The 23,926-nt window shown below is 66.7% G+C and carries 22 protein-coding genes and 1 riboswitch; of the genes, 10 read left to right on the top strand and 12 right to left on the bottom strand.

Annotation, left to right across the window (positions count from 1 at the left end; genetic code table 11):
- Positions 1-11: 11 nt before the first annotated feature.
- The 3 genes from ACLJRL_RS07390 to ACLJRL_RS07380 all read right to left on the bottom strand — a co-directional run bounded on the left by ACLJRL_RS07390 (position 12) and on the right by ACLJRL_RS07380 (position 2,456).
- The gene (locus ACLJRL_RS07390; RefSeq protein WP_410655311.1) at positions 12-776 is read right to left on the bottom strand and encodes an ABC transporter permease; all 765 of its coding nucleotides are present in this window, start codon (positions 774-776) and stop codon (positions 12-14) included.
- Positions 766-1,776 (bottom strand): ATP-binding cassette domain-containing protein, encoded by a 1,011-nt coding sequence (locus ACLJRL_RS07385; RefSeq protein ID WP_410655310.1) that lies wholly within the window; start codon positions 1,774-1,776, stop codon positions 766-768. Before ACLJRL_RS07385 ends, ACLJRL_RS07390 begins: the two co-directional genes overlap by 11 nt.
- 89 nt (positions 1,777-1,865) lie before the next feature.
- The gene (locus tag ACLJRL_RS07380) at positions 1,866-2,456 is read right to left on the bottom strand and encodes a PadR family transcriptional regulator (protein ID WP_410655309.1); all 591 of its coding nucleotides are present in this window, start codon (positions 2,454-2,456) and stop codon (positions 1,866-1,868) included.
- Positions 2,457-2,518: 62 nt separating this feature from the next.
- On the opposite strand from ACLJRL_RS07380, the gene metG reads away from it, so the two are divergent.
- From metG to ACLJRL_RS07365, 3 genes are all read left to right on the top strand, one after another.
- Complete coding sequence (metG, locus tag ACLJRL_RS07375; protein WP_410655308.1) at positions 2,519-4,312, top strand: methionine--tRNA ligase; 1,794 nt, start codon at positions 2,519-2,521, stop codon at positions 4,310-4,312.
- Positions 4,313-4,319: 7 nt separating this feature from the next.
- Complete coding sequence (locus ACLJRL_RS07370; protein WP_410655307.1) at positions 4,320-5,156, top strand: TatD family hydrolase; 837 nt, start codon at positions 4,320-4,322, stop codon at positions 5,154-5,156.
- Between the two features lie 413 nt (positions 5,157-5,569).
- Complete coding sequence (locus ACLJRL_RS07365) at positions 5,570-6,946, top strand: transglycosylase family protein (RefSeq protein ID WP_410655306.1); 1,377 nt, start codon at positions 5,570-5,572, stop codon at positions 6,944-6,946.
- Between the two features lie 65 nt (positions 6,947-7,011).
- Here the strand turns inward: ACLJRL_RS07365 and ACLJRL_RS07360 are convergent, their stop codons facing one another.
- Together ACLJRL_RS07360 and ACLJRL_RS07355 are read right to left on the bottom strand one after the other, a co-directional pair.
- Positions 7,012-8,118 (bottom strand): DUF222 domain-containing protein, encoded by a 1,107-nt coding sequence (locus ACLJRL_RS07360; RefSeq protein WP_410655305.1) that lies wholly within the window; start codon positions 8,116-8,118, stop codon positions 7,012-7,014.
- 260 nt (positions 8,119-8,378) lie between these two features.
- Positions 8,379-8,951 carry a GNAT family N-acetyltransferase gene (locus ACLJRL_RS07355; protein WP_410655304.1) on the bottom strand — a complete coding sequence of 191 codons (573 nt, stop codon included), beginning with the start codon at positions 8,949-8,951 and terminating at the stop codon, positions 8,379-8,381.
- Between the two features lie 40 nt (positions 8,952-8,991).
- Between ACLJRL_RS07355 and rsmA the strand changes: the two genes are divergently transcribed.
- The 5 genes from rsmA to ACLJRL_RS07330 all read left to right on the top strand — a co-directional run bounded on the left by rsmA (position 8,992) and on the right by ACLJRL_RS07330 (position 16,126).
- Positions 8,992-9,828, top strand: a complete 837-nt coding sequence (gene rsmA, locus ACLJRL_RS07350; protein WP_410655303.1) for a 16S rRNA (adenine(1518)-N(6)/adenine(1519)-N(6))-dimethyltransferase RsmA — start codon at positions 8,992-8,994, stop codon at positions 9,826-9,828.
- 316 nt (positions 9,829-10,144) lie between these two features.
- Positions 10,145-10,235, top strand: a riboswitch (SAM riboswitch).
- 211 nt (positions 10,236-10,446) lie between these two features.
- Complete coding sequence (locus ACLJRL_RS07345; RefSeq protein WP_410655302.1) at positions 10,447-11,457, top strand: methionine ABC transporter ATP-binding protein; 1,011 nt, start codon at positions 10,447-10,449, stop codon at positions 11,455-11,457.
- Positions 11,458-11,578: 121 nt separating this feature from the next.
- Positions 11,579-12,544 carry a 4-(cytidine 5'-diphospho)-2-C-methyl-D-erythritol kinase gene (locus ACLJRL_RS07340; protein WP_410655301.1) on the top strand — a complete coding sequence of 322 codons (966 nt, stop codon included), beginning with the start codon at positions 11,579-11,581 and terminating at the stop codon, positions 12,542-12,544.
- A gap of 66 nt (positions 12,545-12,610) precedes the next feature.
- A complete protein-coding gene (locus tag ACLJRL_RS07335) occupies positions 12,611-14,383 on the top strand; it encodes an ABC-F family ATP-binding cassette domain-containing protein (protein WP_410655300.1) in 1,773 nt (590 codons plus the stop codon).
- Positions 14,384-14,434: 51 nt separating this feature from the next.
- A complete protein-coding gene (locus ACLJRL_RS07330) occupies positions 14,435-16,126 on the top strand; it encodes a fatty acyl-AMP ligase (protein WP_410655299.1) in 1,692 nt (563 codons plus the stop codon).
- A 64-nt stretch (positions 16,127-16,190) separates the two neighbouring features.
- On the opposite strand, the gene ACLJRL_RS07325 is transcribed toward ACLJRL_RS07330, so the two are convergent.
- The 4 genes from ACLJRL_RS07325 to ACLJRL_RS07310 form a co-directional block, all read right to left on the bottom strand.
- Positions 16,191-16,520 carry a DivIVA domain-containing protein gene (locus tag ACLJRL_RS07325; RefSeq protein WP_410655298.1) on the bottom strand — a complete coding sequence of 110 codons (330 nt, stop codon included), beginning with the start codon at positions 16,518-16,520 and terminating at the stop codon, positions 16,191-16,193.
- Entirely contained in the window at positions 16,520-16,879 is a 360-nt protein-coding gene (locus tag ACLJRL_RS07320) for a DivIVA domain-containing protein (RefSeq protein WP_410655297.1), read from the bottom strand. The genes ACLJRL_RS07325 and ACLJRL_RS07320 overlap by 1 nt, the downstream gene beginning before the upstream one ends.
- Before the next feature lie 159 nt (positions 16,880-17,038).
- Positions 17,039-17,635 carry an aminoacyl-tRNA hydrolase gene (gene pth, locus ACLJRL_RS07315; protein WP_410655296.1) on the bottom strand — a complete coding sequence of 199 codons (597 nt, stop codon included), beginning with the start codon at positions 17,633-17,635 and terminating at the stop codon, positions 17,039-17,041.
- Positions 17,636-17,645: 10 nt separating this feature from the next.
- Complete coding sequence (locus tag ACLJRL_RS07310; protein ID WP_410655295.1) at positions 17,646-18,251, bottom strand: 50S ribosomal protein L25/general stress protein Ctc; 606 nt, start codon at positions 18,249-18,251, stop codon at positions 17,646-17,648.
- 341 nt (positions 18,252-18,592) lie between these two features.
- On the opposite strand from ACLJRL_RS07310, the gene ACLJRL_RS07305 reads away from it, so the two are divergent.
- Together ACLJRL_RS07305 and ACLJRL_RS07300 are read left to right on the top strand one after the other, a co-directional pair.
- Entirely contained in the window at positions 18,593-19,705 is a 1,113-nt protein-coding gene (locus tag ACLJRL_RS07305; RefSeq protein ID WP_410655294.1) for a hypothetical protein, read from the top strand.
- Positions 19,706-19,800: 95 nt separating this feature from the next.
- Positions 19,801-20,418 carry an NAD(P)-dependent oxidoreductase gene (locus ACLJRL_RS07300; protein WP_410655293.1) on the top strand — a complete coding sequence of 206 codons (618 nt, stop codon included), beginning with the start codon at positions 19,801-19,803 and terminating at the stop codon, positions 20,416-20,418.
- Here ACLJRL_RS07300 and ACLJRL_RS07295 read toward each other — a convergent pair.
- The 3 genes from ACLJRL_RS07295 to glmU all read right to left on the bottom strand — a co-directional run bounded on the left by ACLJRL_RS07295 (position 20,412) and on the right by glmU (position 23,885).
- Positions 20,412-21,287, bottom strand: a complete 876-nt coding sequence (locus tag ACLJRL_RS07295) for a TIGR03621 family F420-dependent LLM class oxidoreductase (RefSeq protein ID WP_410655292.1) — start codon at positions 21,285-21,287, stop codon at positions 20,412-20,414. The genes ACLJRL_RS07300 and ACLJRL_RS07295 overlap by 7 nt on opposite strands.
- Before the next feature lie 133 nt (positions 21,288-21,420).
- A complete protein-coding gene (locus tag ACLJRL_RS07290; protein WP_410655291.1) occupies positions 21,421-22,401 on the bottom strand; it encodes a ribose-phosphate diphosphokinase in 981 nt (326 codons plus the stop codon).
- Positions 22,398-23,885, bottom strand: a complete 1,488-nt coding sequence (glmU, locus tag ACLJRL_RS07285) for a bifunctional UDP-N-acetylglucosamine diphosphorylase/glucosamine-1-phosphate N-acetyltransferase GlmU (RefSeq protein WP_410655290.1) — start codon at positions 23,883-23,885, stop codon at positions 22,398-22,400. The genes ACLJRL_RS07290 and glmU overlap by 4 nt, the downstream gene beginning before the upstream one ends.
- Between the last annotated feature and the right edge of the window lie 41 nt (positions 23,886-23,926).

Below are 23,926 nucleotides of genomic sequence, written 5' to 3'. Positions count from 1 at the left end.
TACAGCGTGTCTCAGGCGTTCTCGCGTTGGAACGTGCGCGAGCCCCACCAGATCGCCAAGACCGCCATCACCAGCACCACGACACTCCCGGTGAACAACGCGTCCATCGAGAAGTCGCCGCGGAAACTGTTCCGCTCGACATCCACCACATGCCGGAACGGATTGATGCGGGAAATCGTGTACAGCCAATCCGGCGCCGATCCCGCGGTGATCGGGATGAGGATTCCGGAAAGTAGCAGCAACGGCATCAGCACGGCGTTGAGCAACGCCGGGAACGTGTCCTCGCTCTTGAGGGTCAGCGCCAGCGCGTAAGAGCACGACGCCAGCGTGACCGACAGGAGGAAGACGATCAGCAGGCTGAGCAGCACGCCGCCGAACGGTGCGTTCAGGTCGAACACCAGATACGCCAGCGCGATGATGAGCAACGCCTGGATGACGGTCTGCAGTGCGTGGGCGAGAACCTTGCCCAGCAAGAGCGCCACCCGGCTCACCGGTGTCACCCGCATCCGCTCGACCACGCCGGAGCGGAACTCCGCGAGAAGACCGAACCCGACGAACGAACTACCGAACAGCGCGAGCTGAGCGATGATCGCCGGGGTGAAGATCATCCAGCCGTCCACATCGGACAGGCCTTGCGCGTTGAGCGACTTCACCAGGAGTGGTCCGAAGAAGAACAGATACAGCAACGGCTGCATGATGCCGATGATGACCCACATCGGGTTGCGCATCGCCGCGAGCATGTCGCGGCGGAAGATCAACCAGGTGTCATGCAACATGCGTCGCCTCTTTTTCTGTGGCGTCGTCGAGCGGTGCGCCCTCTTCGGCGTCACGCAGACTTCGGCCCGTCAGCGTCAGGAAGACGTCGTCGAGCGTCGGTCGGTGCACCTGCATGGACGTCATCGCGACGTCGCGGGCGTCCAGCGCGCGCAGCAGTTCGGGCATCGCCGTGTCCCCGCGAGGAACCCGGAAACGCACCGTGCCGTCGATGACGGCCATCTCGTGCGCCCCTTCCAGCCGGCCAGCGACCTCAGCGGTCTCCGCCGCGGATTCCGGTGAGACCTCGATGACGACGCTGTCGCCGGAAACCCTCGCTTTCAGCGAATCCGGCGTGCCCTCGGCGACGATCTTCCCGTCGTCGATGACGATCAGCCGGTCGGAAAGCGCGTCGGCCTCGTCCAGGTAGTGCGTGGTCAAGAAGACCGTGACCCCCTGCTCGTCGCGCAGCCTGCGGATGTGGTCCCACAGGTTCGCGCGGCTCTGCGGGTCGAGTCCCGTCGACGGCTCGTCGAGGAAGACGAGCCCGGGTGAGTGGATCAGCCCGAGCGCGATGTCGAGACGACGGCGCTGCCCGCCCGAGAGGGTCTTGGTCTGCCGCTGGTCGAGCCCGGCGAGGTCCAGCTGCTCGGCGAGAGTGGCCCCGCGTGCGAGCGCGTCCGCCTTGCTCATCCGGTACAGCCGTCCTTGGAACTCGACCTCTTCGACGACCTTGCTTTCCGGCGCTGTACCGCCACCCTGGGCGACGTAGCCGATTCGCCGGCGCACCCCCAGTGGGTCGGCGAGCAGGTCGCAACCGCCGACGGTCGCTTCACCCGCGGTGGGTTTGAGCAGTGTGGTCAGCATGCGCAGCGTCGTGGTCTTACCCGCGCCGTTCGGTCCGAGGAATCCGACCAGTTCGCCGGCCGACACGTCGAGGTCGACTCCCTTGACGGCGTGGACCTCGGTTCCCTTGCGGCCCTTGCGACGGAATCGCCGCTCAAGGCCGCGTGCCTTGATCATGAGTGCCCCTTTCTGGAAGCCAGCTAGTCAAATTTGACTAGCTGGACGGGTGCACTGTGCCCTAGCGGTCGTTCACTAGTCAAATTTGATTACTTGGGCGGTTCGCCGAACGCGGCGCCGCCTTCGCCCGACATCACGTACTCGCCTGCCGCGAGACGGCCGATCAGATCCCGCATCCACGTCACGTTCGCCTCGGCGTGAGCGCTCCACAAGCGGTACAGCTCGGTCACGTGCGGCGGTTTCCCCAGGTCGACCGCGTGCTCGCGGGCGTAGTAGGTCGACTGGGCATGCGCTTCCATATTCGCCAGCTGCTGTTTCAGAAAGGCCAGCACCTGGGCACGGGGCAGACTCGGCATCAACGTGACCGCGGCCGACAAGCTGTATCCGGTCGCGTCGTTGCTCGCCAGGGCCCGGCCGAGTTGCACGAGGAACTCGGTCTCGCCGTCTTCGGTCAGTTTGTACGCGACTCTGTCGGGCCCGCCGCCGCTGTTGTCGGTGTCCTCGACCTGTTCCAGAAGTCCCTCGGCGGTCATCTTCTTCAGCGCGTGATAGATCGAACCCGGCTGGACATTGCCCCATTTGTCGGCCGCCCACGAGAGAAGCTCGCGCCGTACCTGGTAGCCGTGCGCCTTCCCGTACATGCGCACGACACCCAGCACCAGCAGACGCGTGGCGGACACCGAGGCCTCCGTTCCTCTCCCGGACAACAATGCCTTAGACGACGTCCGTAGGCTAAACAAGCATGAGCACCCCAGTGTTGACTGCGGTGGCCTGGCCCTACGCCAACGGCCCCCGCCATATCGGCCACGTGTCCGGATTCGGCGTCCCGTCCGACGTCTTCTCCCGCTATCAGCGAATGGTCGGCAACCGGGTGCTCATGGTGTCCGGTACCGACGAACACGGCACCCCGATCACCGTCCAGGCCGACAGCGAGGGCCTGACCTCCCAGCAGACGGCCGACAAGTACACCCGTCAGATCGGTCAGGACCTGCAGGGGCTCGGCCTCAGCTACGACCTGTTCACCCGGACCACCACGGGCAACCACGCCGATGTCACGCAGCAGATCTTCCTCGCGCTGCACCGCAACGGCTACGTGGTGCCCAAGACCACGCGCGGCGCGATCAGCCCCTCGACCGGCCGCACCCTGCCCGACCGCTACATCGAGGGCACTTGCCCGATCTGCGGTTACGACGGCGCGCGCGGCGACCAGTGCGACAACTGCGGCAACCAGCTCGACGCCGCGGAGCTGATCAACCCGAAGTCCCGGATCAACGGTGAAACACCGAAGTTCGTCGAGACCGAGCACTACTTCCTCGACCTGACCGCGTTCGCCGAGACCCTGGGCAAGTGGCTGTCCAGCAAGACGGACTGGCGCCCGAACGTCCTCAACTTCACCAAGAACCTGATCGACGACATGCGGCCGCGGCCGATCACCCGCGATCTCGACTGGGGCGTGAAGATCCCGCTGGACGGCTGGCGCGACCAGCCGCTCAAGCGCTTCTACGTCTGGTTCGACGCGGTCATCGGGTACTTCTCGGCCAGTGTCGAATGGGCACGCCGATCCGGTAACCCGGACGCCTGGCAGGAGTGGTGGAGCAACCCGGACGCCCGCTCCTACTACTTCATGGGCAAGGACAACATCACCTTCCACGCCCAGATCTGGCCGGCTCTGCTGTTCGGCCACAACGGCGAGGGCGACCGCGGCGGCGAGCCCGGCAAGTACGGCAAGCTGCACCTGCCCGACGAGATCGTCTCCAGCGAGTTCCTCACGATGAGCGGCTCCAAGTTCTCGACCTCGCGCGGCACCGTCATCTACGTGCACGACTTCCTGCGCGAGTTCGGCCCCGACGCCCTGCGCTATTTCATCTCGGTCGCGGGCCCCGAAACCCAGGACACCGACTTCACCTGGGACGAGTTCGTCCGCCGGACCAACTTCGAGCTTGCCAACGAATGGGGCAACCTCGTCAACCGGTCCATCTCGATGGCGCACAAGAACGTCGGCGCCATCCCCCGTCCGGACGCCCCGACCGCGGCCGACGCGGAACTCAAGGAACTCTCCCGCAAGGCCTTCGACACCGCCGGCGCTCACCTGCAGCGTTCCCGGTTCAAGGCGGCGGCGAGTGAGGCCATGCGCGTCGTCACCGCCGCGAACCGCTACCTGTCGGATCAGGAGCCCTGGAAGCTCAAGGACGACCCCGCTCGCCGCGACAGTGTCCTGCACACCGCGCTGCAGGTCGTCTCGGACGCCAACACACTGCTGACCCCCTTCCTGCCCCACTCGGCTCAGAAGGTGCACGAGGCGCTCGGCGGCTCGGGTATCTGGGCGGCCCAGCCCGAAGTGCAGGAAGTCGAAGACCTCGACATCCCTGGCCGGATCAACCCCATCCTCACCGGGGACTACAAGGCCGAGCAGGCGCGCTGGAAGTCCGTGCCGATCGAGGTCGGCAAGCCGCTGGAGAAGCCGACTCCCTTGTTCGCCAAGCTGGACCCCGAACTCGGCGAGACCGGTCCCGAATGGGCCCCGATCTCGAAGTGATCAGCTGATGGGTGAAGAGAAGAAGGAGTTGCCACCGATCCCGGACCGGTTGCCGGTTTCGGTGGTGGACGCGCACACCCATCTCGACGCGTGCGGCGCGGTCACCGCGGCCGATGTGACGGCCATGGTCGACCGCGCCGAACGCGCCGGTGTCTCGAGGGTGATCACCGTCGCGGATGATCTCGCCGCGGCCCGCTGGGCTGCCCAGGCGTCCACTTGGGACAAGCGGGTTTGGGCTGCCATCGCGATCCATCCCACGCGTACCAAGGAGTTCGGCGAGGCCGAGAAATCCGAAGTGGAGAGTCTCGCGAAAGAGTCCAGAGTGGTCGCGGTCGGCGAGACCGGCCTCGATTACTACTGGGACTACTCGCCGCACGACGCGCAGCAAGACGCCTTCCGGTGGCACATCGATCTCGCGAAGCGGATCGGCAAGCCGCTGATGATCCATGATCGAGACGCCCACGACGACGTGCTCCGCATCCTCGAAGAGGAAGGCGCTCCCGATCAGGTCGTCTTCCACTGTTTCTCAGGGGATGAACGCGTCGCGCGCCGCTGCATCGACGCGGGCTACGTGCTTTCGTTCGCGGGCACGGTCAGCTTCCGCAACGCTCGCGGGCTGCATGAGGCGGCACGGATCGTGCCGGCCGGCCAGTACCTCGTCGAAACGGACGCGCCGTTTCTGACCCCCCATCCGTTCCGTGGGCGACCGAACGAGCCTTACTGCGCCGCCTACACCGTTCGCCACCTCGCCGCGTTCAGGGGCGAGGCGGTGCACGAGGTGGCCGAATCGGTGCGAGTGACCGCTGAGCGGGTTTTCCGCTTGCCGACAGTCACACCCAGTTGAACGGATTGCGACATTAGTGATCAGCAATGGTCCACTCTGATGAGTGACCAACGTCACGACACTCCGGGGGGTGTTTGCGCAACCCGGCGAGGTTCGTTACTGTCCCGTGATCGTGCCGGTCGGTGCCCGCTCATGCGGTTTCCGGCTGTTACGCCCACAGTCACGTCAGTGCACGTCGGGGAAGCGGAACCGGGAGCGGTACGGCCTGGAACCGTGACGATGGCGCTGGCTGCGGGTGTCGGACTTCTTAGAGGTGTGCCGAAGTGCGCATCGAGACGAAGGACGTTTGGAGCGGTTGTCGAGCTCCTTGACGTCTTGGGAAAGGGAACGACCCAGTGACTGGTAGCAGTAGGCAGGATGGCTCGCGCCTCGGCGCAGAGACGAACACCTTCGCTTCCTCCGGTTCGGTTGCCATGCTCGACCGCGACACTCAGTACGGCGAGCTCGACTACTCCGATGACCCGCGCATCACGCACCAGGACGTCCTGGCTGCGCTCGGCTCCGATGCCGAAACCCTGATGGCCGAGATCGACGTCGACGTCGACGAGCTGATCCGCCTCATCAGCGCCGAAACCACCATGCTCCCGCCGATCGTCATTCCGGACGAGCTGGCCGAGGACCGCACCTCGGGCGCACCTAGGAAGGTCGCGACCAAGGACGAGGTCATCTCGAGCGCGACCCGCGTCTGGAAGAAGCGGTTCCTCAAGGGCACCGTCATGGCAGTGCTGCTCACCCTCGGCGGTGGCGGCGCGGCCGCGATGGCGATGAACAAGAGCGTCACCCTCGACGTGGACGGCCAGCAGCGGACCGTGCACAGCTTCGGCGACACGGTCGGCGAGGTCCTCGAAGACGCCGGCCTTTCGATCGGCGCGCACGACTCGCTCTCCCCCTCGCCCCAGGCCGAAGTCGGCGATGGCGGCGTCATCAAGCTGGAGCGCGGTCGCAAGCTGAACCTGGTCGTCGACGGCGTCGCACAGGAGTCCTGGGTTCGTGCGACCAACCTCGGCGAGGCCCTGAACCAGCTCGGCCGCGCGGACCTCGCCAAGTCCGGCACCTGGACCTCGCTCCCGCAGAACGGTGAGCTTCCGCTCGAAGGTGCCACCGTCGAGGTCAAGACCCTCAAGAACGTCGTGGTCTACGACGGCGCGAACGAACCGCGCAAGGTTCAGACCAACTCGGTCACCACCAAGGAATTCCTTGGTGAGCTTCGTATGACCCTCGGCCCGGACGACGAGGCCGTCGGCGGCCTCGACGTCAAGCTGACCGATGGTGCCGAGGTCCACATCAGCCGGACCGGCGTCACCATGGTCAAGCAGAACGAGGAGATCGCTCCGCCGGAGCAGAAGGTCGACGACCCGACGCTCGAAAAGGGCAAGACCAAGGTCGAAGACCCGGGCACTCCCGGCCAGAAGACCGTGACCTACAAGGTCACCAAGCGCAACGGCAAAGAGGTCGACCGCGAGAAGGTCTCCGAAGAGGTCATCACCGAGGCCAAGCCCAAGATCGTCAAGGTCGGTACGAAGAAGCCGGTGGATCCGCCCATCGGCGACGCTTCGTCCTGGGACCGCATCGCGCAGTGTGAGTCGACCGGTAACTGGGCCGCTAACACCGGCAACGGTTACTACGGTGGTCTTCAGTTCAACAAGAGCACCTGGGATGCCTACGGTGGCGCGCAGTACGCCTCCTACCCGCACCAGGCCAGCAAGGCTCAGCAGATCGCCGTCGCCGAGAAGCTTCGTGACGACCGCGGTGGCTACGGCGCCTGGCCGCACTGTGGCAAGAAGGCTTGACGCCAGACTCCTCTCCTCCCCTCTGAAGGTCATCGTGTGGGCGCCCGTTGCTCACAAGGTGGCCTTCAGGGCGTTTCAGGGCCATTGAGCGGTGCTCTGTCCCCATCGGGGAGCCGGTCGAGAATCCGTTGGTGCGTCGTTGGCGAAGTTTCCGTTCTGGATCTTGGTCTCGACAGACGTGACCACCAACGCGAAGGCCGGACATGTGCCGCCTTCCGAGCCTGCTCGGCGCCGGCGCCCGCCTTCGCTCCGCCGACATCCGGGCGCTGACGTCTGTCGCTCCGTTGCCGCGTCTGGGCGGCGGGAGGGCGATGGTGCGGGATAGCGGGCATCGGGCGGGGCGACGGCTTCTTGAGCGACTCTGCCGGCTGAGCCTGTTCGGCGGCGATCCGATCTGATTCCTGGCGAGGTGCCGGGATGTCCGGACCGCATCCGGCAAGATCGACGATCTCTGCGAACGCATCGCCGCGTCGCTCTGCCGGTGTGCGCTGATCGGCCTCCCCGCTCGGCTCCGGGTGGGCGAGCGGGACAAGTAGCGCGTTCAGCCTGGCGCCTGTCTCGGAATCGAGGTTGCCCCGCATGTCCCAGCGGCCGGTTCGTTTCTGGCGCAGCCAGAACTCACTTCGCGGACGCCGTGTCCGCGGGTTCTCGGAGTCGTTCCCCTCTGGATCGAGGCGCGCGATCCAGTCGGTTCCGGCCACTGTGACCTCGCGAGGTCGTGCGACGCCGGCGAGGCTCACCAGGTCCTCTTCGACTTCAAGCCGTGTACTTGCGGGAATGCGCTCTGGAAGCCTTCTCATGACCGCGACGATGCGGTCGATGCCGGCATCGACCAGCACTCCTGTGGCGGCGGCGACTCCGGTCAAAGGCGCGATGGGTGGAGCCGAGGTGCCGTCGCGCGTGCGTCTCGAGTTGAGTGCGAGTGCCCGGTCGGTCACCTTCTTCGCCTCGGCCCGGGGCACCCGGGCCGCGTGCTCGTAGAAGACGGCGATCGAGTTGTATCCGTAGAGGTCCCGGACGCCGCGTGACTCGATCTCGGCCAGGATCTGGCCGACTTCGGCGAACAGACGTCGCCCTTCGCGTAGCCGTGTCTGCAACTCGTTGAGAAGCAGCTCGGGCTCACCTTCCGGCAGGTTATGCGGGAAGGCCTTGGGGGTGTTTGTGCTGGTCATCCCTCGATTGTCGCGGTGTGTTCGAACAAATGCACGGTCTCATTCTGGTGAATCCTGATCACTCTGCGAGCGCGCGATCCTGCCTCTATCACCCTGGAGTGGGATGCGATCCAGGCCCGCTACTCCCTAAGGATGTTGCAGGTGAGTTCGGGACTCTTCGAAGGAGCCTGGGGTCGGCGAAAGCCTTGGTCTCCGGGCTGCGGTCCCGTCTGACGCTGCCAGCGCGGCGCGGATGTGTGGCCCCTCAGGGCTCTCCTCGGTTATTCCGCCGACCTGTTCGCGCGTTGCCATTCCTCGCGGAGTACCCCGTACACAACGGCATCGTGTACGCCGCCGGACCAGCGCCGGGCTTGCCGGAACCGGCCTTCCTCGACGAAGCCCAAGCTGCGTCCTACGGCGATCATTCCCGGGTTGCCCGAGAAGGTGGCGAAGTCCAGCCGAAGCGCGTCTGTCCGCGCGAACAGGTAGCTCGTCCATAGACGCAGCGCCTCGGTGCCGAACCCTCCACCCCAGTACAGCTCGTCGTAGATGACCAGCCCCAGCCGACGCCAGTCGGTTTCTTCGCTTTCCCAGTACCAGCTGACCTGGCCGATCAATCTGCCATCGCCGAGGTCGGTCACGGCAAGGCTGGTGCGGGGATCGGGCGTGACCGTGCGGCTGGTGAGTTTCAGCGCCCGTGAACCGGCCTCATCGGCAGTAGGGCGACCGAAGTACGGTCCGTTCGTCTCATGCCATGGCCGCGCGGGATCGAGTAGGTCCCTGAGCGGTGCGAAGTCGGATGGCTGCCAGTCACGCAGCCGGACCTTGTCCCCTTCGAGCGCAACGTTGTCCACCGGCCAATCGTGGCTCACCGGGGCTGGTTACGATCGTCGGGTGACTGAACTGCTCGGGCCTGCGGAGATCAGGGCGCTGGCGTCCGAGCTGGACGTACGTCCGACCAAGAAGCTCGGCCAGAACTTCGTGCACGACCCCAACACCGTCCGCCGCATCGTCGAGCTTTCCGGAGTCGGTGAAGGCGATGTGGTGCTCGAGGTCGGGCCGGGGCTCGGCTCGCTGACGCTCGGGCTGCTCGCGGCCGGTGCCGAGGTCGTCGCGGTCGAGATCGACCCCGTGCTCGCCGGACGTCTGCCGGAAACCGTGGCCGAGCGGGGCGGTGCCGAAAAGCTGACCGTCGTTCGGGCGGATGCCCTGCGGGTGACGGCGGCAGACCTGCCGGGGCAGCCGACGGCGCTCGTGGCGAACCTGCCGTACAACGTCGCTGTCCCCGTCGTGCTCCACCTGCTCGCCGAGCTGCCGTCACTGACCAGCGGACTCGTGATGGTCCAGACCGAGGTCGCCGACCGGATGGCCGCCGGCCCGGGAAGCCGGACCTACGGCATACCCAGTGTCAAGCTCGCCTGGTACGGAAAGGCGCGCAAGGTCGCTGCGGTGCCTCGTTCGGTGTTCTGGCCCGTGCCGAACGTCGACTCCGCCTTGGTCGCCTTCGAACGCGGCGAAGTGGTGTCGTCTGTTGAGCGAGGTCGCCTGTTCGCAGTCGTCGACGCCGCTTTCTCGCAGCGGCGGAAGACCTTGCGTGCGGCGTTGGCTTCCTGGGCCGGTTCGGCTGAACGTGCTGGACAACTGCTCGAGAAGGCCGGCATCGACCCCAAGACCCGCGGGGAGCAGTTGGACGTTCATCAGTTCGCTCGGATCGCCGCCGCGGCTGACTGACGGGGTAGCCGGCGGAGGCGAGTGTCGGCGGTCTACGCAGGTCGTCGCGCCGGAGGTCCTTGGTCCAAACCTCGTGGCGGGTGTGGTCGAGACCGCACGGACGCGGATGTCGACAGAGGTCAGTACGGCTGCGTGAATGGTCGTCACGAGCGTCCTGCTTCCGGCCTGTCTCTGCAGGCAGAGGCCTTGATTCGAATCGTGAACATCCGCTGTCATCCCAGAATATGGATGGCTGATCCTGTATTATGGACGCGACCAGTCGTGTGATCTGCGCCTACGCGCTTGCTTTCATCTAGTGAGATCGGTTTTACTCAGTAAGCCATCCCGAGCGACTGAGAGACCTGGCTCGCCGAAGTCGCAGCAACCACCCTCCACAGGGCAGGTGCTACCGCCAGGACCGATGGAGGCTGTGCCTAATGAACAGGGTCACCCACCCGCTCCTGCTGACCAGGCGACGCGTTGTCGACGAAGGTCGCCGCACGGTAAGTGCGTGTCGACGCTCCACCGTTACTGCCTGAGTCTTTTCCCTTTCCTCTGAAAACCGTCCGCTCTGGACGGTTAATCGGTGACGGTTGGCGCGCTCGAAAGAAGCAGCGCCCCATTTGCATGGAGCCCTTCGTGATCACTGTCGAAAACCTGTCCAAGTCCTTTCCCCTCAACGGAAATCCCGTGGTCGCCCTGCGCGACGTCAGCGTGGACATCCAAGCCGGCTCGTTGTTCGGAGTAGTCGGTCCGGCGGGCTCCGGCAAGTCGACCCTCGCTCGTTGCATCGGCCTTCAGGAGCGTCCCGACCGGGGCGTTGTTCGTCTCGACGGCCTCAACACCGGGACCCTCGACGGACGCCGCCTGCGGGAGATCCGCCGTCAGGTCGGGGTCGTCAGCACCAAGCCTGAACTGCTCGCCGAGCGCACCATCGCAGGCAACATCGCTTCTCCGCTCGAGCAGCTGGGCCTCGACGGGCCGCAGCGTCGAAACCGGGTCGGCAACTTGCTCGACCTGGTCGGACTCAGCCAGCGGGCGGGTCAGCGACCGGGCGAACTGACCGAGGGACAGCTGCGCCGGGTGGCGATCGCCAAGGCGCTTGCCGCCGGGCCGGCCGTGCTCCTGGCCGACGACCCGACCGCGGGTGTGCGGCCCGAAGAGTCCGGTGCGGTCTTGACCGTGCTCGACCGTGCGCGTGCCGAACTCGGGGTCACCGTGCTGCTCACCACTCCTGACGCGAGCGTGGTCCGGCGTGTCTGCGACGACGTCGCCGTTCTGGAGTCCGGAGCGATCATCGAGCGCGGGACCGTGCTCGACCTGGTCTCCGACCCGAACAGCCGGACCGCGCAGGCACTGTTGCCCACGATCGAGACCAGCCGGGCGCAGACCGCAAAGTACGACCGAGCCGTGGACGTCGTGCTGGTCGGTTTCGCGTCGGTCGGTGCGCTGCTGCCCGAGGCGGCAGGGCGCTTCGACGTCGAACTCGCCACCATCGGCGGTGGTTTGACCCGGATCGGCGACACCCCGGTCGGGCGTTTCCGTCTCGGTGTGCGCGGCGAGCGCGCGGATGCCGCGCTCGCGTGGATCGCCGAGCGCGGTGGCCACGTGAGCCACCCTGTTCGCGGACCGCAGGGCGTCGCTGCCTGATTTTCTCTCGAATGGGCCGCTCAGGACGAAATCGGTCTTGAGCGGCCCGTTCGTGTCTGACTCGTCCTGTTCGCTTTCTCCTGGTGGCAGCACAAGTGGGGTGGGCACGTAGGCTTGAGGCGTGCTCGCCGTCGTTCCGCCCCCAGTCACCGTCAGGGTTCCCGCCAAGGTCAACTTGCACCTGGCGGTCGGTGACGTACGCCCGGACGGCTACCACGAGCTGGTGACCGTGTTCCAGGCGCTTTCACTGACCGACGAGGTGACCGTCGCGGCCACCGACGATCCCGGCGTCGAGGTCTACGGCGAAGGTGAAGGTTCCGTACCGACCGGCGCCAACAACCTGGCTTGGAAAGCGGCGCAGGCGCTGGCGGCCCACGTCGGTAAGGCAGAGGCCGAATCCAAGGTTCGCGTTGTGTTGCGCAAAGGCATTCCGGTCGCCGGCGGGATGGCCGGGGGCAGTGCCGACGCGGCCGCGACCTTGGTCGGGCTCGCGTCACTCTGGAAACTCGAAATTTCTCGCGATGAACTGGCAGGCATCGCCGCCAAGCTCGGCAGCGACGTTCCTTTCGCGCTCTACGGCGGGACGGCGCTGGGCACGGGGCGTGGTGAGCAGCTGGTGCCGGTGTTGTCCCGGCACACGTTCCACTGGGTGCTGGCGTTCGATCAGCGGGGCCTCTCGACACCGAGGGTGTTCGGCGAGCTGGACAGGCTGCGCGAAGAGGGCAGCCCGCCGCGGATCGGTTCGCACACGCCTGTGGTCGAGGCGCTCGCGTCCGGTGACCCGCGGCAGCTCGCGTTGCTGCTGGGCAATGATCTACAGGCGGCTGCCGTCTCGTTGCGTCCTGGCCTGCGTCGTACCTTGCGGGCGGGAGTCAACGCCGGTGCGCTCGCCGGGACGGTGTCCGGGTCCGGGCCGACCTGCGCGTTTCTGTGCGCGGACGCTCAGTCCGCGGTCGAGGTCGCCGCAGAACTGTCCGGTGCCGGGGTGTGCCGGACGGTCCGTGTCGCGCACGGACCGGTTCCTGGTGCCCGGCTGGTCGGCGGGGATGACGCGCCGCGTCCGACTCCGCCGCGGGTGCACGCGTGACGGTGTCCGAAATGGACATCGACTAATTCGTTGTGGTGCAAGCTTTCGGAAAGGATCGGCTGAGGAATGGCCAACTTGGTCAACCTGGAGTCGGTGAGCAAGTCCTACGGGGTGCGCCCGCTGCTCGACGGTGTTTCGCTCGGAGTGGCGGAGGGACAGCGCATCGGCGTCGTCGGCCTCAACGGGGGTGGAAAGACGACGCTGCTGGAAGTCCTCGCAGGACTCAATGAGCCGGATACGGGGCGGGTCAGTCAGGTCCGGGGCCTGCGGATGGCCGTGGTGACGCAGCGGACCGAACTTCCTGTCGGGAGCACGGTCGGCGATGTCGTGCTGGAGCGCTACGGCGCCGAGCACGAGTGGGCCGCTGACGCGCGTGTCAGGTCCATTATGGATGGTCTGGGGATGACCGCGCTCGGCGTCGACAAGCCGACGGCGAACCTGTCCGGTGGTGAACGGCGCCGGGTCGCTCTGGCCGCGGCGCTCACCGGTGAACTGGACCTGGTGGTCCTCGACGAACCGACCAACCACCTTGACGTCGAAGGTGTGCGCTGGCTGGCGGATCACCTGCTCAACCGCAGGATCGCGGTTGTGGTCGTCACTCACGACCGGTGGTTCCTCGACACCGTGGCGAGTGTGACCTGGGAGGTCTCCAACGGTCGTGTCGAGCAGTACGAAGGTGGCTACGCGGACTGGATCTTCGCGCGGGCGGAGCGGGCGAGGCTGGCCGCGACCGCCGAGGAGAAGCGGCAGAACCTGGCGCGCAAGGAACTCGCGTGGCTGCGCCGCGGTCCGCAGGCAAGGACTTCGAAGCCGCGTTATCGCGTCGAAGCCGCCGAGGCCTTGATTTCCGACGTTCCAGAGCCGCGCGATTCGGTCGAGTTGCAGGCGTTCGCGCGGCGTCGGTTGGGAAAGACAGTGCTGGAACTCGAGGACGCCAGCATGACCGTCGGCGACCGCACGCTGCTCGATCACGTCACGTGGCGGATCGGGCCCGGCGACCGGGTCGGCCTGGTCGGCGTCAACGGGTCGGGCAAGACGACGTTGCTCAAGCTGCTCGGCGGCGACGTGGATCCGATGACGGGCCGTCGCATCGAGGGGAAGACTGTCAGCCTCGCGCACTTGCGCCAGGAACTTGACGACCTGCCGGGTGATCTGCGCGTTCTGCAGGCAATCGAGGAAATCGCCGGAAGGGTCGTGTTCGGCAAGCAGGAGCTGACCGCATCGCAGCTGGCGGAGAAGCTCGGATTCCCCGCGGCGCGACAGTGGACACCGGTCGAAGATCTATCCGGTGGTGAGAGGCGTCGCCTGCAGATGTGCCGGCTTTTGATGGCCGAGCCCAACGTGCTGCTGCTCGACGAGCCGACGAACGACCTGGACATCGACACCTTGCAGCAGCTGGAGGACTTGCTCGACTCGTGGCCGGGCAGCCTCGTCGTCGTCTCGCACGACCGTTACCTGGTGGAACGCGTCTGCGACACGATCGTCGCCTTGTTCGGAGACGGACGCGTGACCCACTTGCCGGGCGGTATCGAGGAGTACCTCGACCGACGGGTCAAGAGCCTTGAGAAGTCGAGTAGCGACAGGAAATCGGCCAACGGGCAGGCCTCCGAGCCGAAGAAGAGCGCTGCGGAGCAGCGGGCGGCTCGAAAGGACCTGTCCCGGCTCGAGCGCAAGCTCGACCAGTTGCATGCCAAGGAGGAGAAGCTGCACGCGGCGCTCCTCGCCGCGGCGACCGATCCGTCGAAGCTCATCGAGTTCAACACCGAACTGAAAGCTGTCGAATCGGAGAAGGACGAGGTCGAGGCGCAGTGGCTCGAGACCTCCGAAGCGCTCGAGTGAGTTCACTCGACGGCGAGCGGGTGTTTCAGAGCGGACAGTAGTGTGACGCGCATGAGTCGGTTCGTGGACACGCTCGTCGCCACCGCGGCGGGGCGAGGTCAGCAGCGGGGAATGGTCACGGGGGAGCCCAAGGAGCCGGTTCGGCGGACCTGGGCCGAGATTCACGAGCAGGCCAAGCGGGTCGCCGGTGGCCTGGTGGCCGGCGGGCTCGAGCCGGGCAAGGCGGTGGCGGTCCTGGCGGCCGCGCCCGCGTTGATCGCGCCGACAGTGCAGGCCGTGTGGCTCGCCGGTGGCAGTGTGACGATGCTGCACCAGCCCACTCAGCGCACCGACCTCGCGGAATGGGCCGAGGACACCGTCCGGGTGCTGCGGATGATCGGGTCCGGGCTGGTTCTGCTCGGTGAGCCGTTCGACCAGCTGGCGCCGGTGCTCGCCGAGCACGACATCGCCTTCCAGGTGATCACCGAACTGCTCGAAGCCAAGCCGCTGGAGGAGGCCGTGCCGACGGCCGAGTCCGACACCGCGCTCTTGCAGCTGACGAGTGGGTCGACGGCCGATCCGAAGGCCGTCCAGATCACTTACGGAAACCTGTACTCGAACGTCAAGGCGATGGTCGATCGCGCCGAGTTCGCTTTCGACGACGACGTGATGGTTTCCTGGCTGCCCACGTTCCACGACATGGGCATGGTCGGCTTCCTGACGGTCCCCATGACGTTCGGTGTCGAACTCGTCAAGATCACGCCGCTCGAGTTCCTGTCAGGCCCGTTGATCTGGCCGCAGCTGATCAGCAAGTACAAGGGCACGACCACGGCCGCGCCGAACTTCGCTTACGCGATCGTGGGCAGGCGGATGGCGCGTGTCGACGACGACAACGCCTACGACCTGTCGAAGCTCCGGATCGCCCTGAACGGGGCCGAGCCCGTCGATGAGACGGCCGTGCAGACGTTCGTCGAGGCGGGGGCGCGGTTCAAGATGCCCGCCGAATGTGTTTTCCCGGCGTACGGCATGGCGGAGGCGACCCTCGCGGTTTCGTTCGCACCGTTGTTCACCGGACTGACGTTGGACGTCGTCGAAGCCGACGCGCTGGAAACGGACAATCGCGCGGTGCCGGTCCCCGAGGGCGACCCGCGGCGGGGAACGGATGACGTCCGGTCCTTCGCGATTCTCGGACCGCCGCTCGATGGGCTTGAGGCCGAGATCGTCGACGACAAGGGCACGGCGCTCGGAGAACGTCAGGTCGGGGAAATCCGCCTGCGCGGAGAGGCTGTGACGCCCGGCTACCTGACCATGGACGGCCCGCTCGCGACGCAGGACGGAAACGGTTGGCTGCTCACCGGGGACCTCGGTTACCTGGTCGACGGCATGATCGTGATCTGTGGCCGGCGCAAGGACGTCATCATCATGGGCGGCCGGAACCTGTACCCGACGGACATCGAACGGGCCGCGATGTCGGTCGAAGGGGTCCGGGCGGGGAACGCCGTGGCGGTGCGGATCGACGCGGGCAGCCGCCGGGAACGGTTCGCCGTGGTCGTCGAATCGAAACTGGCCGGTGACCCCGACACCGAGAAGACCTTGGCGAAGGATGTCGCGGCCAAGGTCCGCGACGCCGTCGACATGCGGCCGTTCGCGGTCGTGGTGCTTCCCGCCGGAAGTCTGCCGAAGACGCCGTCGGGCAAGGTCAAGAGGGCGGCCACCGCCCTTCAGTTCGCGGACAAGATCGCCAAGAACGCGACCACCGCTTGAGACGGCGAGGCCGGGTCTCGCGGACATCGCGAGACCCGGCCTCGCCGTAGCACCTCCCGTGCGGTCAGCGGCGCCGCCAGAGCGGTTTGCGCGTGTGCGTGTGTTCCAGGGCCGGTGCGATGTAGTAGCCGGAAGACTGCGAGAGCCCGGCCAGGGTGCTTTCGACGTCCCGGAGGAACGCGTCGACGGCGGTCGGGTCATAGCCGCGTTTCGAAAGTGCCGCTTTGGCGAACGCCACGTCGTGGACGTCCGAAACCGACAGGTCGTCGTCGCCGTCCAGCGTCGCCGCGACCCGTTCGAGAAAGGCATCGACCTGGGGTTCGAGATAGCCCCGGGTGCCGATCGGCGCCCGGTCGAACTGCCGGGTCCGCGCCTCGAACGCGGAGACGGGCACTAGCGCTCCTGCAGATACTCGACCGGACCGCGGTCCGGCGTTACGCGCTCGGTGGTCGTTTGGCCCTCTTCGCGCGCGCCAGGCACGCCGAGCACCTGCTGGCCGGTCCGGTGGGCGAGCTGTTCCTCGACCTTGTCGAGGAACTCGTCGACTTCGCGTTCGTCGTAGCCGCGCTTGCCGATCAACGGCCGCGAGAACATGACGTGGTGGACCTCCGCCGCGGTCAGGTCGTCGCGGTCCGCGATGGTGTCCGCGACCCGCTCGAAGAACGCGTCGACCTCGTGCTTGGCGTAGCCGCGCCGCCCGATGGGAGCGTTCGGGAACGTGACGCCGGTGATGTCTTCGGCCGTAAACGACATGAAACTCTCTCCGGTTTCGGTGGGGAATGCAATCTCCGCATTCCGTCCTAACTGGTTTGAGAGTTCCCCGATAGGGCCTGCGCTATTCCACGACTCGATCAGGGGCGTGGAGAAACGCCTTCGAGTGATGACCTGTAACGCACTGCCATGTGAGCGGGTTCACCCAGCGTGGAAGGTGTTCTGGGCGGACGTCAGCCCTGTGCTGATAAGCGCTTCAACCGCGTCGGCGCAACGATCGACCTCGAAAGCGAGTTCTTTGCGCTCGACGGTCGAGAAGTCCTTCAGCACGAAATCCGCCGGATCCTGCCGTCCCGGAGGGCGGCCGACGCCGAAACGGACGCGGTAGTAGTCCTTCGTGCCGAACGATTTAGTGATGGAACGGAGGCCGTTATGGCCGTTGTCACCGCCGCCCAGCTTCATCTTGAGCGCGCCGAAATCGACGTCGAGTTCGTCATGGACGACGACGAGGCCTGCCGGCGGGATCTTGTAGAACCGGGCGGCGCCCACGACGGGGCCGCCGGAAAGGTTCATATATGAGCGCGGCTTGGCCAGGACCACTCGTTGCCCGGCGAGCCGGCCTTCGAGGATCTCGGCGCCGCTCTTGTGGGCTTTGAACTTGCCGCCGACGCGTCCGGCGAGCTCGTCGAGCACCATGAAGCCGACGTTGTGCCGGTTGCCTGCGTACTGGGGCCCGGGATTGCCGAGGCCGGCGAGCAGGATCTGCTCGCCGGCCCCGGGAAGTACTGCTTCGGTCACACGAGTGACTTTATTCGGCGCTCTCGGCGGAGGTCTCCTCCGCCTCGCCCTCTTCGCCCTCCATCGAGGACTCGGACGGCGCCTCGTTGACGGCGATGACCAGCGCGTCGGCGTCGGTGACCAGAGAAGCGCCCTGCGGCAGGGCGACCTGCGAGGCGAGGATCTGCGTGCCGGCGGCGATGCCCTCGACCGAGACCTCGACCTGCTCGGGGATGTGCAGCGCCTCGACCTCGATCTGGATGGAGTCGATGTCGATGGCGACCAGGGTGCCCGGGCCGGGGGTGCCGGTGACGACGACGGGGATGTCGACGGTGACCTTCTCGCCGCGAATGACGACCAGCAGGTCGACGTGCTCGATGTAGTTCTTCAGCGGGTGGACGACGATGGTCTTCGTCAGCGCCAGCTCGCTGTTACCTTCGAGGTCGAGGGTGATGACGGCGTTGCTGCCGTTCTCACGCACGACGCGGGCGAACTCGAGGGCGGGCAGGGCGTAGTGGCGCGGGTCCGAGCCGTGCCCGTACAGCACCGCGGGGATCTTGCCGGCGCGACGCGTGCGGCGCGCGGCACCCTTGCCGAATTCGGTGCGGGGCTCGACGGACAGGCGTACCTCGGACACGGTGTTGCACTCCTTCAATTCACCAACATGTAGCGAAAGCATGCTGCGATGGGGATGGTTCGGGCGTTCGGCGGCGAGTACCACAGGCATGCTCGATCGCGTGTGGCTTTACTCAAGCCGCCGCGTCGATCACGTCGGGCACCAGGTGCTCACGGAACCCGCCTCGCCGAGACCGGGAAAGTGTAGACCAAGCGGTTGTGCAGGGGTCCCGCCGGGTGGCTCGTTCAGGTGACAAGTCGGTGACAGGTGCTCAGGGAACCCGCGGATGCGGTGGTGCGTGACCCCTTTTCTAAGGTGTGATCTCCTGCAGGCGAAGCACAGGGGGCGGAATGCTGGCACGGATGAGGATCGGGGCGGTCGCTGCCTTGTGCTGCCTCGTGGCCGGTTGCGATGTCGCCATCGACGGCGCGGCAGGGATCTCGCCCGCCGAGCAGCAGCGAGTGGACCGGCGTACGGAGCAGCGTGGTGCGGTCGAGAGCGCGTTGAAGGCACTCGAGCAGTCTCCGGCAGTTGTCTACAAGTCGACAATCAAGGATGCGGCCGGCAAGCCCTCGGAGTTGCTGTTCCGGATCACCCGCAACGGCAGTGCACAGGGTGCGCTGCCGGTCGACGGCCAGACCGTCCAGCTCGTTTCGGCCGCCGACCAGCTGTATCTCTCGGCGACACCGGAGTACTGGAAGGCACACGGGCTCGGTAACAGCGACCAGTACGGCACCAACTGGGTCCGAACGGACAGCACGGACCTGCCGGTGAACGCCGTTGATGTCCTCAGCCCGCGTAAAGCCGCTTCGACGCTTCGGACCGCGGTGTCCGCGATGAACCGGCTGACCGATCCGGTCCGGTCGAAATTGCCCGACGGCACCGAGGTCTACGACGTCGGGAGCGGGCTCGGGACGCTGCGGGTCACCACCTCGGCGCCGCACCGCGTGATCAGTTTCGCGCCTTCCCTCGTCGACGCGGCCGGCGGGAAGACGCTCGGAGCCGAGTTGCGCGTCGAGCCCCTGACCGGGGACGCGCTCAAGAAGCTGCAGTCGGATCTGGACGGCACGATCGGCGGGCTCGGTGAGCCGTTCGACGCGCTCAGCCAGGTCAGCGTCAGCGTGGTCAACGACAAACTGAACTGCACGGATTACGTCGGTACCTGCCGGGCGACCATCGACGTCGCCAACACCGTCATCGGGACCGGAACCGGGACTCCTCCTCCGGTGCGCCTGATGCTGTCCGTCGAGTTCACCGCCGATGCCCTCGGGGCCCAGACCTGCACGGCGAACGCCAACGCGGCCCCGGACACCACGACGAGCATGACCTGTGAGGTCAAGTTCAAACTTCCGAATCGGAACGCGAGCTACCAGGTGCTGGCCAAGCCCTCGGCGCGCGGCGAGGTCCGTGCTCCGGTCGACGTCAACGGCGTCCGCGAAAAGCTCAAGTCCGAGTTCGCCGCGCTGGGCGGCTGACCTGCACGCTCACCTCGGGGTGCGTTGCATACGTTGAAGTAGCCGATCTTGTGTTCCTAACATCGGTGTCGTCGCCGATGTAAGGGAGAAACGTGATGACGAAGCTGGTCGTGTTCGGTGGAACCGGGTACGCGGGCGGGAAGATCACCGCCGAAGCGCGTGGCCGGGGGCACGAGGTCCTGGCGGTGTCGAGGAACGCCGACGGTGAGGGAACCCGGGCGGGTTCGCTGTACGACGAAGAATTCCTCGCCGAGGTCGCCAAGGGGGCCGACGTCCTCGTCATCGCGGTCCACGGGCAGGGCGGACTGCTCGACGCTGTTCCCTCGATCGCGCGGGTCGCGAAGGACAACGGTGCGCGGGTCGGCGTGGTCGGCGGGGCGGGCAGCCTGCACGTGGCCGAGGGCGGGCCGCGGCTGATCGACACCCCCGAGTTCCCGGACGAGTACAAGGGCGAGGCGGGCACCCACGCCGAGGTGCTGGAAGCGTTCCGGGCACTTCCGGCGGACGTCGACTGGTTCTACGTCAGCCCGGCCGCCGAGTTCGGCGCATGGGCCGAGGGGGAGCGGACCGGGGGCTACCGGGTCGGGAGCGATGTCCTCCTGACCGACGAGAACGGCGCGTCGAAGATCAGCGGCGCCGACTACGCGATCGCGTTCGTCGACGAGATCGACAAGCCCGCGAACCGCCGCCGTCGTTTCTGCGTCGCTTACTGACCGGACAGCTCCTTCACGACCGGCGCGAACGTTTCCAGCATCGGTTCGAACACCGTGATGTAGGAGAAGCCGTACCGCTCGCGACGGTCCCGGAGCTGCCGCACGATCTCGTCGACGGTCCCGAACAGCAGTTGCGGGGTTTCGAGTAGCACGTCCACGTCGAGATCGTCCTGGTCTTTGATCTCTTCACGCCAGGCCTCGGCCGCCGCTCGACGGTCGTCCGTGACGACGACCCGCTGGACGAGCATGTTCAGTTCGGGATCCCGGCCGTCGAGCTGCGAGCGGAAGAAGGCGACCCGCTCGTCCATGCGCTGGGCGTCGTCGAGGCGGAAGGTGCCCGGCGATCTCCCCTGAGCTTGGCGGAGGCCCGCGAAACCGGCGATGTCGGCGTCGCGGGCGGCGAGAGAGAGCACGCCGTCACTGTTGCCCGCGAGGAGCAGCGGTGGGGGCGTGATCCCTTCGTCGGCGAAGTGTTCCTTCAGGTGATCGAGGCTCTTGGTGAGGTACTCGATGCGGTCCTTGGCCGGGGTCCACGGCAGCCCGGCGTCGTCGAACTCGGACTTCATGTGTCCCGCGCCGAGGCCGAGATCGAGACGCCCGCCGGTCATCTTCACCGTCGTCGAGACTTCGCGGGCGAAGAGCGCGAGGTTGTAGAAGGGCACGTTGGACACGAGGGTGCCGACGCGCACGCGCTCGGTCACGGCCGCCGCCAGGGTCAGCGCGGGAAAGGGCGCGTGCCGCCCGGGACCCAGGTGATCCGGCACGGAGATGACGTCGTACCCGAAGGCTTCGACGCTGAGACATTTCGCTACCCAGTCTTCGCGGTCTTCGGCTCGCCACAGGTTCACGCCGAATCTGAATTTCCCCATGACAGCGAACCTAGCCACGCCGGGCGGGCCGGCGCGGCCCGTTTCGCGAGGAGCCGAAAACGAAGCAAGGGACCTTTGCTCTCACTCTCCGAGGGAGAGCGGTAGCAAAGGTCCCTTGCTTCGTTCGCTGGGATCAGGCGTTGCCGTCGAAGAGGGACGTGACCGACCCGTCCTCGAAGACCTGCTGGATCGCCTGCGCCAGCAGCGGCGCGATGGACAGCACGGTCAGCCCCGGGAATCGCTTCTCCTCGGGGATCGGCAGCGTGTTGGTGACGATCACCTCGCGCGCCTTGCAGTTCGACAGCCGCTCGGTGGCGGGGTCGGACAGGATGCCGTGGGTCGAGGCGATGACGACGTCGGACGCGCCTTCGTCGAGCAGGGCCTCGGTGGCCTTCACGATCGTGCCGCCGGTGTCGATCATGTCGTCGATCAGCACGCACAGCTGACCGCGGACCTTGCCGACGACCCGGTTGGCGACGGCCTGGTTCGGCTTGTCGGGGTCGCGCGTCTTGTGGATGAAGGCGATCGGCCGGTCACCCAGCTGAGCCGCCCACTTCTCGGCCAGCCGCACGCGGCCCGAGTCCGGCGAGACGACGGTGATGTTCTCGCCCTGGTAGGTCTTGTTGATGTGCGCGGCCAGCACGTTCTGCGCGAGCAGGTGGTCGACCGGGCCGTCGAAGAAGCCCTGGATCTGCGCGGTGTGCAGATCGACCGTCATGATCCGGTCGGCGCCCGCGGTTTTGAACAGGTCCGCGATCAGGCGCGCGGAGATCGGCTCGCGGCCCTTGTGCTTCTTGTCCTGACGCGCGTACGGGTAGAACGGCATGATCACGGTGATCCGCTTGGCGCTCGCCCGCTTGAGGGCGTCCACCATGATCAGCTGCTCCATCACCCACTCGTTGATGGGCGCGGGGTGGCTCTGGATCACGAACGCGTCGGTCCCGCGCACCGATTCGTTGAACCGGACGAAGATCTCCCCGTTCGCGAAGTTGTGCGCGGTCTGCGGGACGACCGTCACGTTGAGGTGCTCGGCCACCTCGTTCGCGAGCTCCGGGTGTGCGCGCCCGGAGAAGAGCATCAGGTTCTTCTTCGGTGTGCCGGACTTCGAACTCATGCTGGTGACTCCCCGTCGGTTCCCTTGGTTGAATCGGACACGGCGGTGGTGTCCTGCTTCGCGGCGGAAGCTGCGTCCGCCGCGGGTGTGCCCGGCCTGCGCCGGGGCACCCAGTCTTCGATGTTGCGCTGCGGACCGGTCGAGACGGCGAGTGCGCCCGGGGGCACATCCTGCCTGATCACGGTGCCCGCCCCACTGTAAGCGCCGTCGCCGATGGTGACCGGGGCGACGAACGTGTTGTCCGCGCCGAGCCGCACATGGGAGCCGATCGTGGTGTGGTGCTTGTTCACGCCGTCGTAGTTGACGAAGACGCTGGAGCAGCCGATGTTGCTGTTCTCGCCGATGGTCGCGTCACCGACGTAGGTCAGGTGCGGCACCTTCGTGCCGGCGCCGATGTCGGCTTTCTTCGTTTCGACGAAAGCGCCGAGTTTGGCCTTGGTCCCCAGTTTGGTGCCGGGACGCAGATAGGTGAACGGGCCGACCTTGACGCCGTCGCCCAGTTCCGAATCGGAACCGTGCGTCCGCACCACCGACGCGCCCGCGCCGACGGAGACGTTCTCCAGCGTGCTGTCCGGGCCGATCTGCGCGCCCTCGCCGACCGAAGTCGAACCCTTCAGCTGTACCCCGGGCTCGATGACGACGTCGCGCGACAGGGTCACCCCGGCGTCGATCCAGGTGCTCGAGGGGTCGACCACGGTGACGCCCGCCCGCTGCCAGCCGCGGACGATCCGGCGGTTCAGTTCCGCGCCGAGCACGGAGAGCTGCGCGCGGTCGTTGACGCCTTCGGTCACCCACGGGTCGTCGATGACCAGCGCGCCGACGCCCTTGCCGTCGCCGCGGGCGATGCCCAGGACGTCGGTCAGGTAGAGCTCGCCCTGCGCGTTGTCCGTCGACAGCCTCGAGAGCCCGTCGACCAGCACCGAGGCGTCGAAGGCGTAGACGCCGGAGTTGATTTCGGCGATTTCGCGCTGGGCGGGGGTCGCGTCCTTCTGCTCGACGATCGATGTGACGACGCCGTCCTGGTCGCGCACGATCCGGCCGTAGCCGGTCGGGTCCGCCACTAGCGCGGTCAGCACGGTGACCGCGTTGCCGGTGGAGGTGTGCTCGGCGGCCAGGGAAGCGAGCGTTTCGGTGTCGAGCAGCGGGACGTCGCCGTAGCTGACGATGATGGTCCCGGTCAGCCCGCCCGGCAGTGCCGCGAGCGCGCACGAAACGGCGTGCCCGGTGCCCTTCTGCTCTTCCTGGACGGCGGTGACGACCTCGCGGCCGAGTGCTTCACCGACCTTCGCCAGTTCGGAGCCGACCGAATCGCGGCCGTGGCCGATGACCACGACCAGGTGTTCCGGTTCCAGCCCCGCCGCGGCCCGGACCGCGTGCTCGACCAGAGGCCGGCCGGCGATCGGGTGCAGGACCTTAGGAGTGGACGAACGCATACGGGTGCCCTCACCCGCGGCGAGGATCAACGTGCTCAGCGGGCCGGTCACGGCGCTCCCAACGATTCACCAACGGTGGTTGTCGGGCATTG

This window comes from Amycolatopsis sp. lyj-112 (assembly GCF_046549055.1).
Lineage (GTDB): Bacteria > Actinomycetota > Actinomycetes > Mycobacteriales > Pseudonocardiaceae > Amycolatopsis.
This window is presented reverse-complemented; position numbering and strand designations above follow the sequence as displayed.

What these genes read in the sequence shown, in the direction of transcription:
- ACLJRL_RS07385 (WP_410655310.1), bottom strand. Translation starts at nt 1,776, where the DNA reads ATGATCAAGGCACGCGGCCTTGAGCGGCGATTCCGTCGCAAGGGCCGC.
- ACLJRL_RS07295 (WP_410655292.1), bottom strand. Translation starts at nt 21,287, where the DNA reads ATGGGGAAATTCAGATTCGGCGTGAACCTGTGGCGAGCCGAAGACCGC.
- ACLJRL_RS07320 (WP_410655297.1), bottom strand. Translation starts at nt 16,879, where the DNA reads ATGTCGTTTACGGCCGAAGACATCACCGGCGTCACGTTCCCGAACGCT.
- ACLJRL_RS07390 (WP_410655311.1), bottom strand. Translation starts at nt 776, where the DNA reads ATGTTGCATGACACCTGGTTGATCTTCCGCCGCGACATGCTCGCGGCG.
- metG (WP_410655308.1), top strand. Translation starts at nt 2,519, where the DNA reads ATGAGCACCCCAGTGTTGACTGCGGTGGCCTGGCCCTACGCCAACGGC.
- ACLJRL_RS07335 (WP_410655300.1), top strand. Translation starts at nt 12,611, where the DNA reads ATGGCCAACTTGGTCAACCTGGAGTCGGTGAGCAAGTCCTACGGGGTG.
- ACLJRL_RS07360 (WP_410655305.1), bottom strand. Translation starts at nt 8,118, where the DNA reads ATGACCAGCACAAACACCCCCAAGGCCTTCCCGCATAACCTGCCGGAA.
- ACLJRL_RS07365 (WP_410655306.1), top strand. Translation starts at nt 5,570, where the DNA reads ATGCTCGACCGCGACACTCAGTACGGCGAGCTCGACTACTCCGATGAC.
- ACLJRL_RS07370 (WP_410655307.1), top strand. Translation starts at nt 4,320, where the DNA reads ATGGGTGAAGAGAAGAAGGAGTTGCCACCGATCCCGGACCGGTTGCCG.
- ACLJRL_RS07330 (WP_410655299.1), top strand. Translation starts at nt 14,435, where the DNA reads ATGAGTCGGTTCGTGGACACGCTCGTCGCCACCGCGGCGGGGCGAGGT.
- ACLJRL_RS07305 (WP_410655294.1), top strand. Translation starts at nt 18,593, where the DNA reads ATGAGGATCGGGGCGGTCGCTGCCTTGTGCTGCCTCGTGGCCGGTTGC.
- ACLJRL_RS07300 (WP_410655293.1), top strand. Translation starts at nt 19,801, where the DNA reads ATGACGAAGCTGGTCGTGTTCGGTGGAACCGGGTACGCGGGCGGGAAG.
- ACLJRL_RS07290 (WP_410655291.1), bottom strand. Translation starts at nt 22,401, where the DNA reads ATGAGTTCGAAGTCCGGCACACCGAAGAAGAACCTGATGCTCTTCTCC.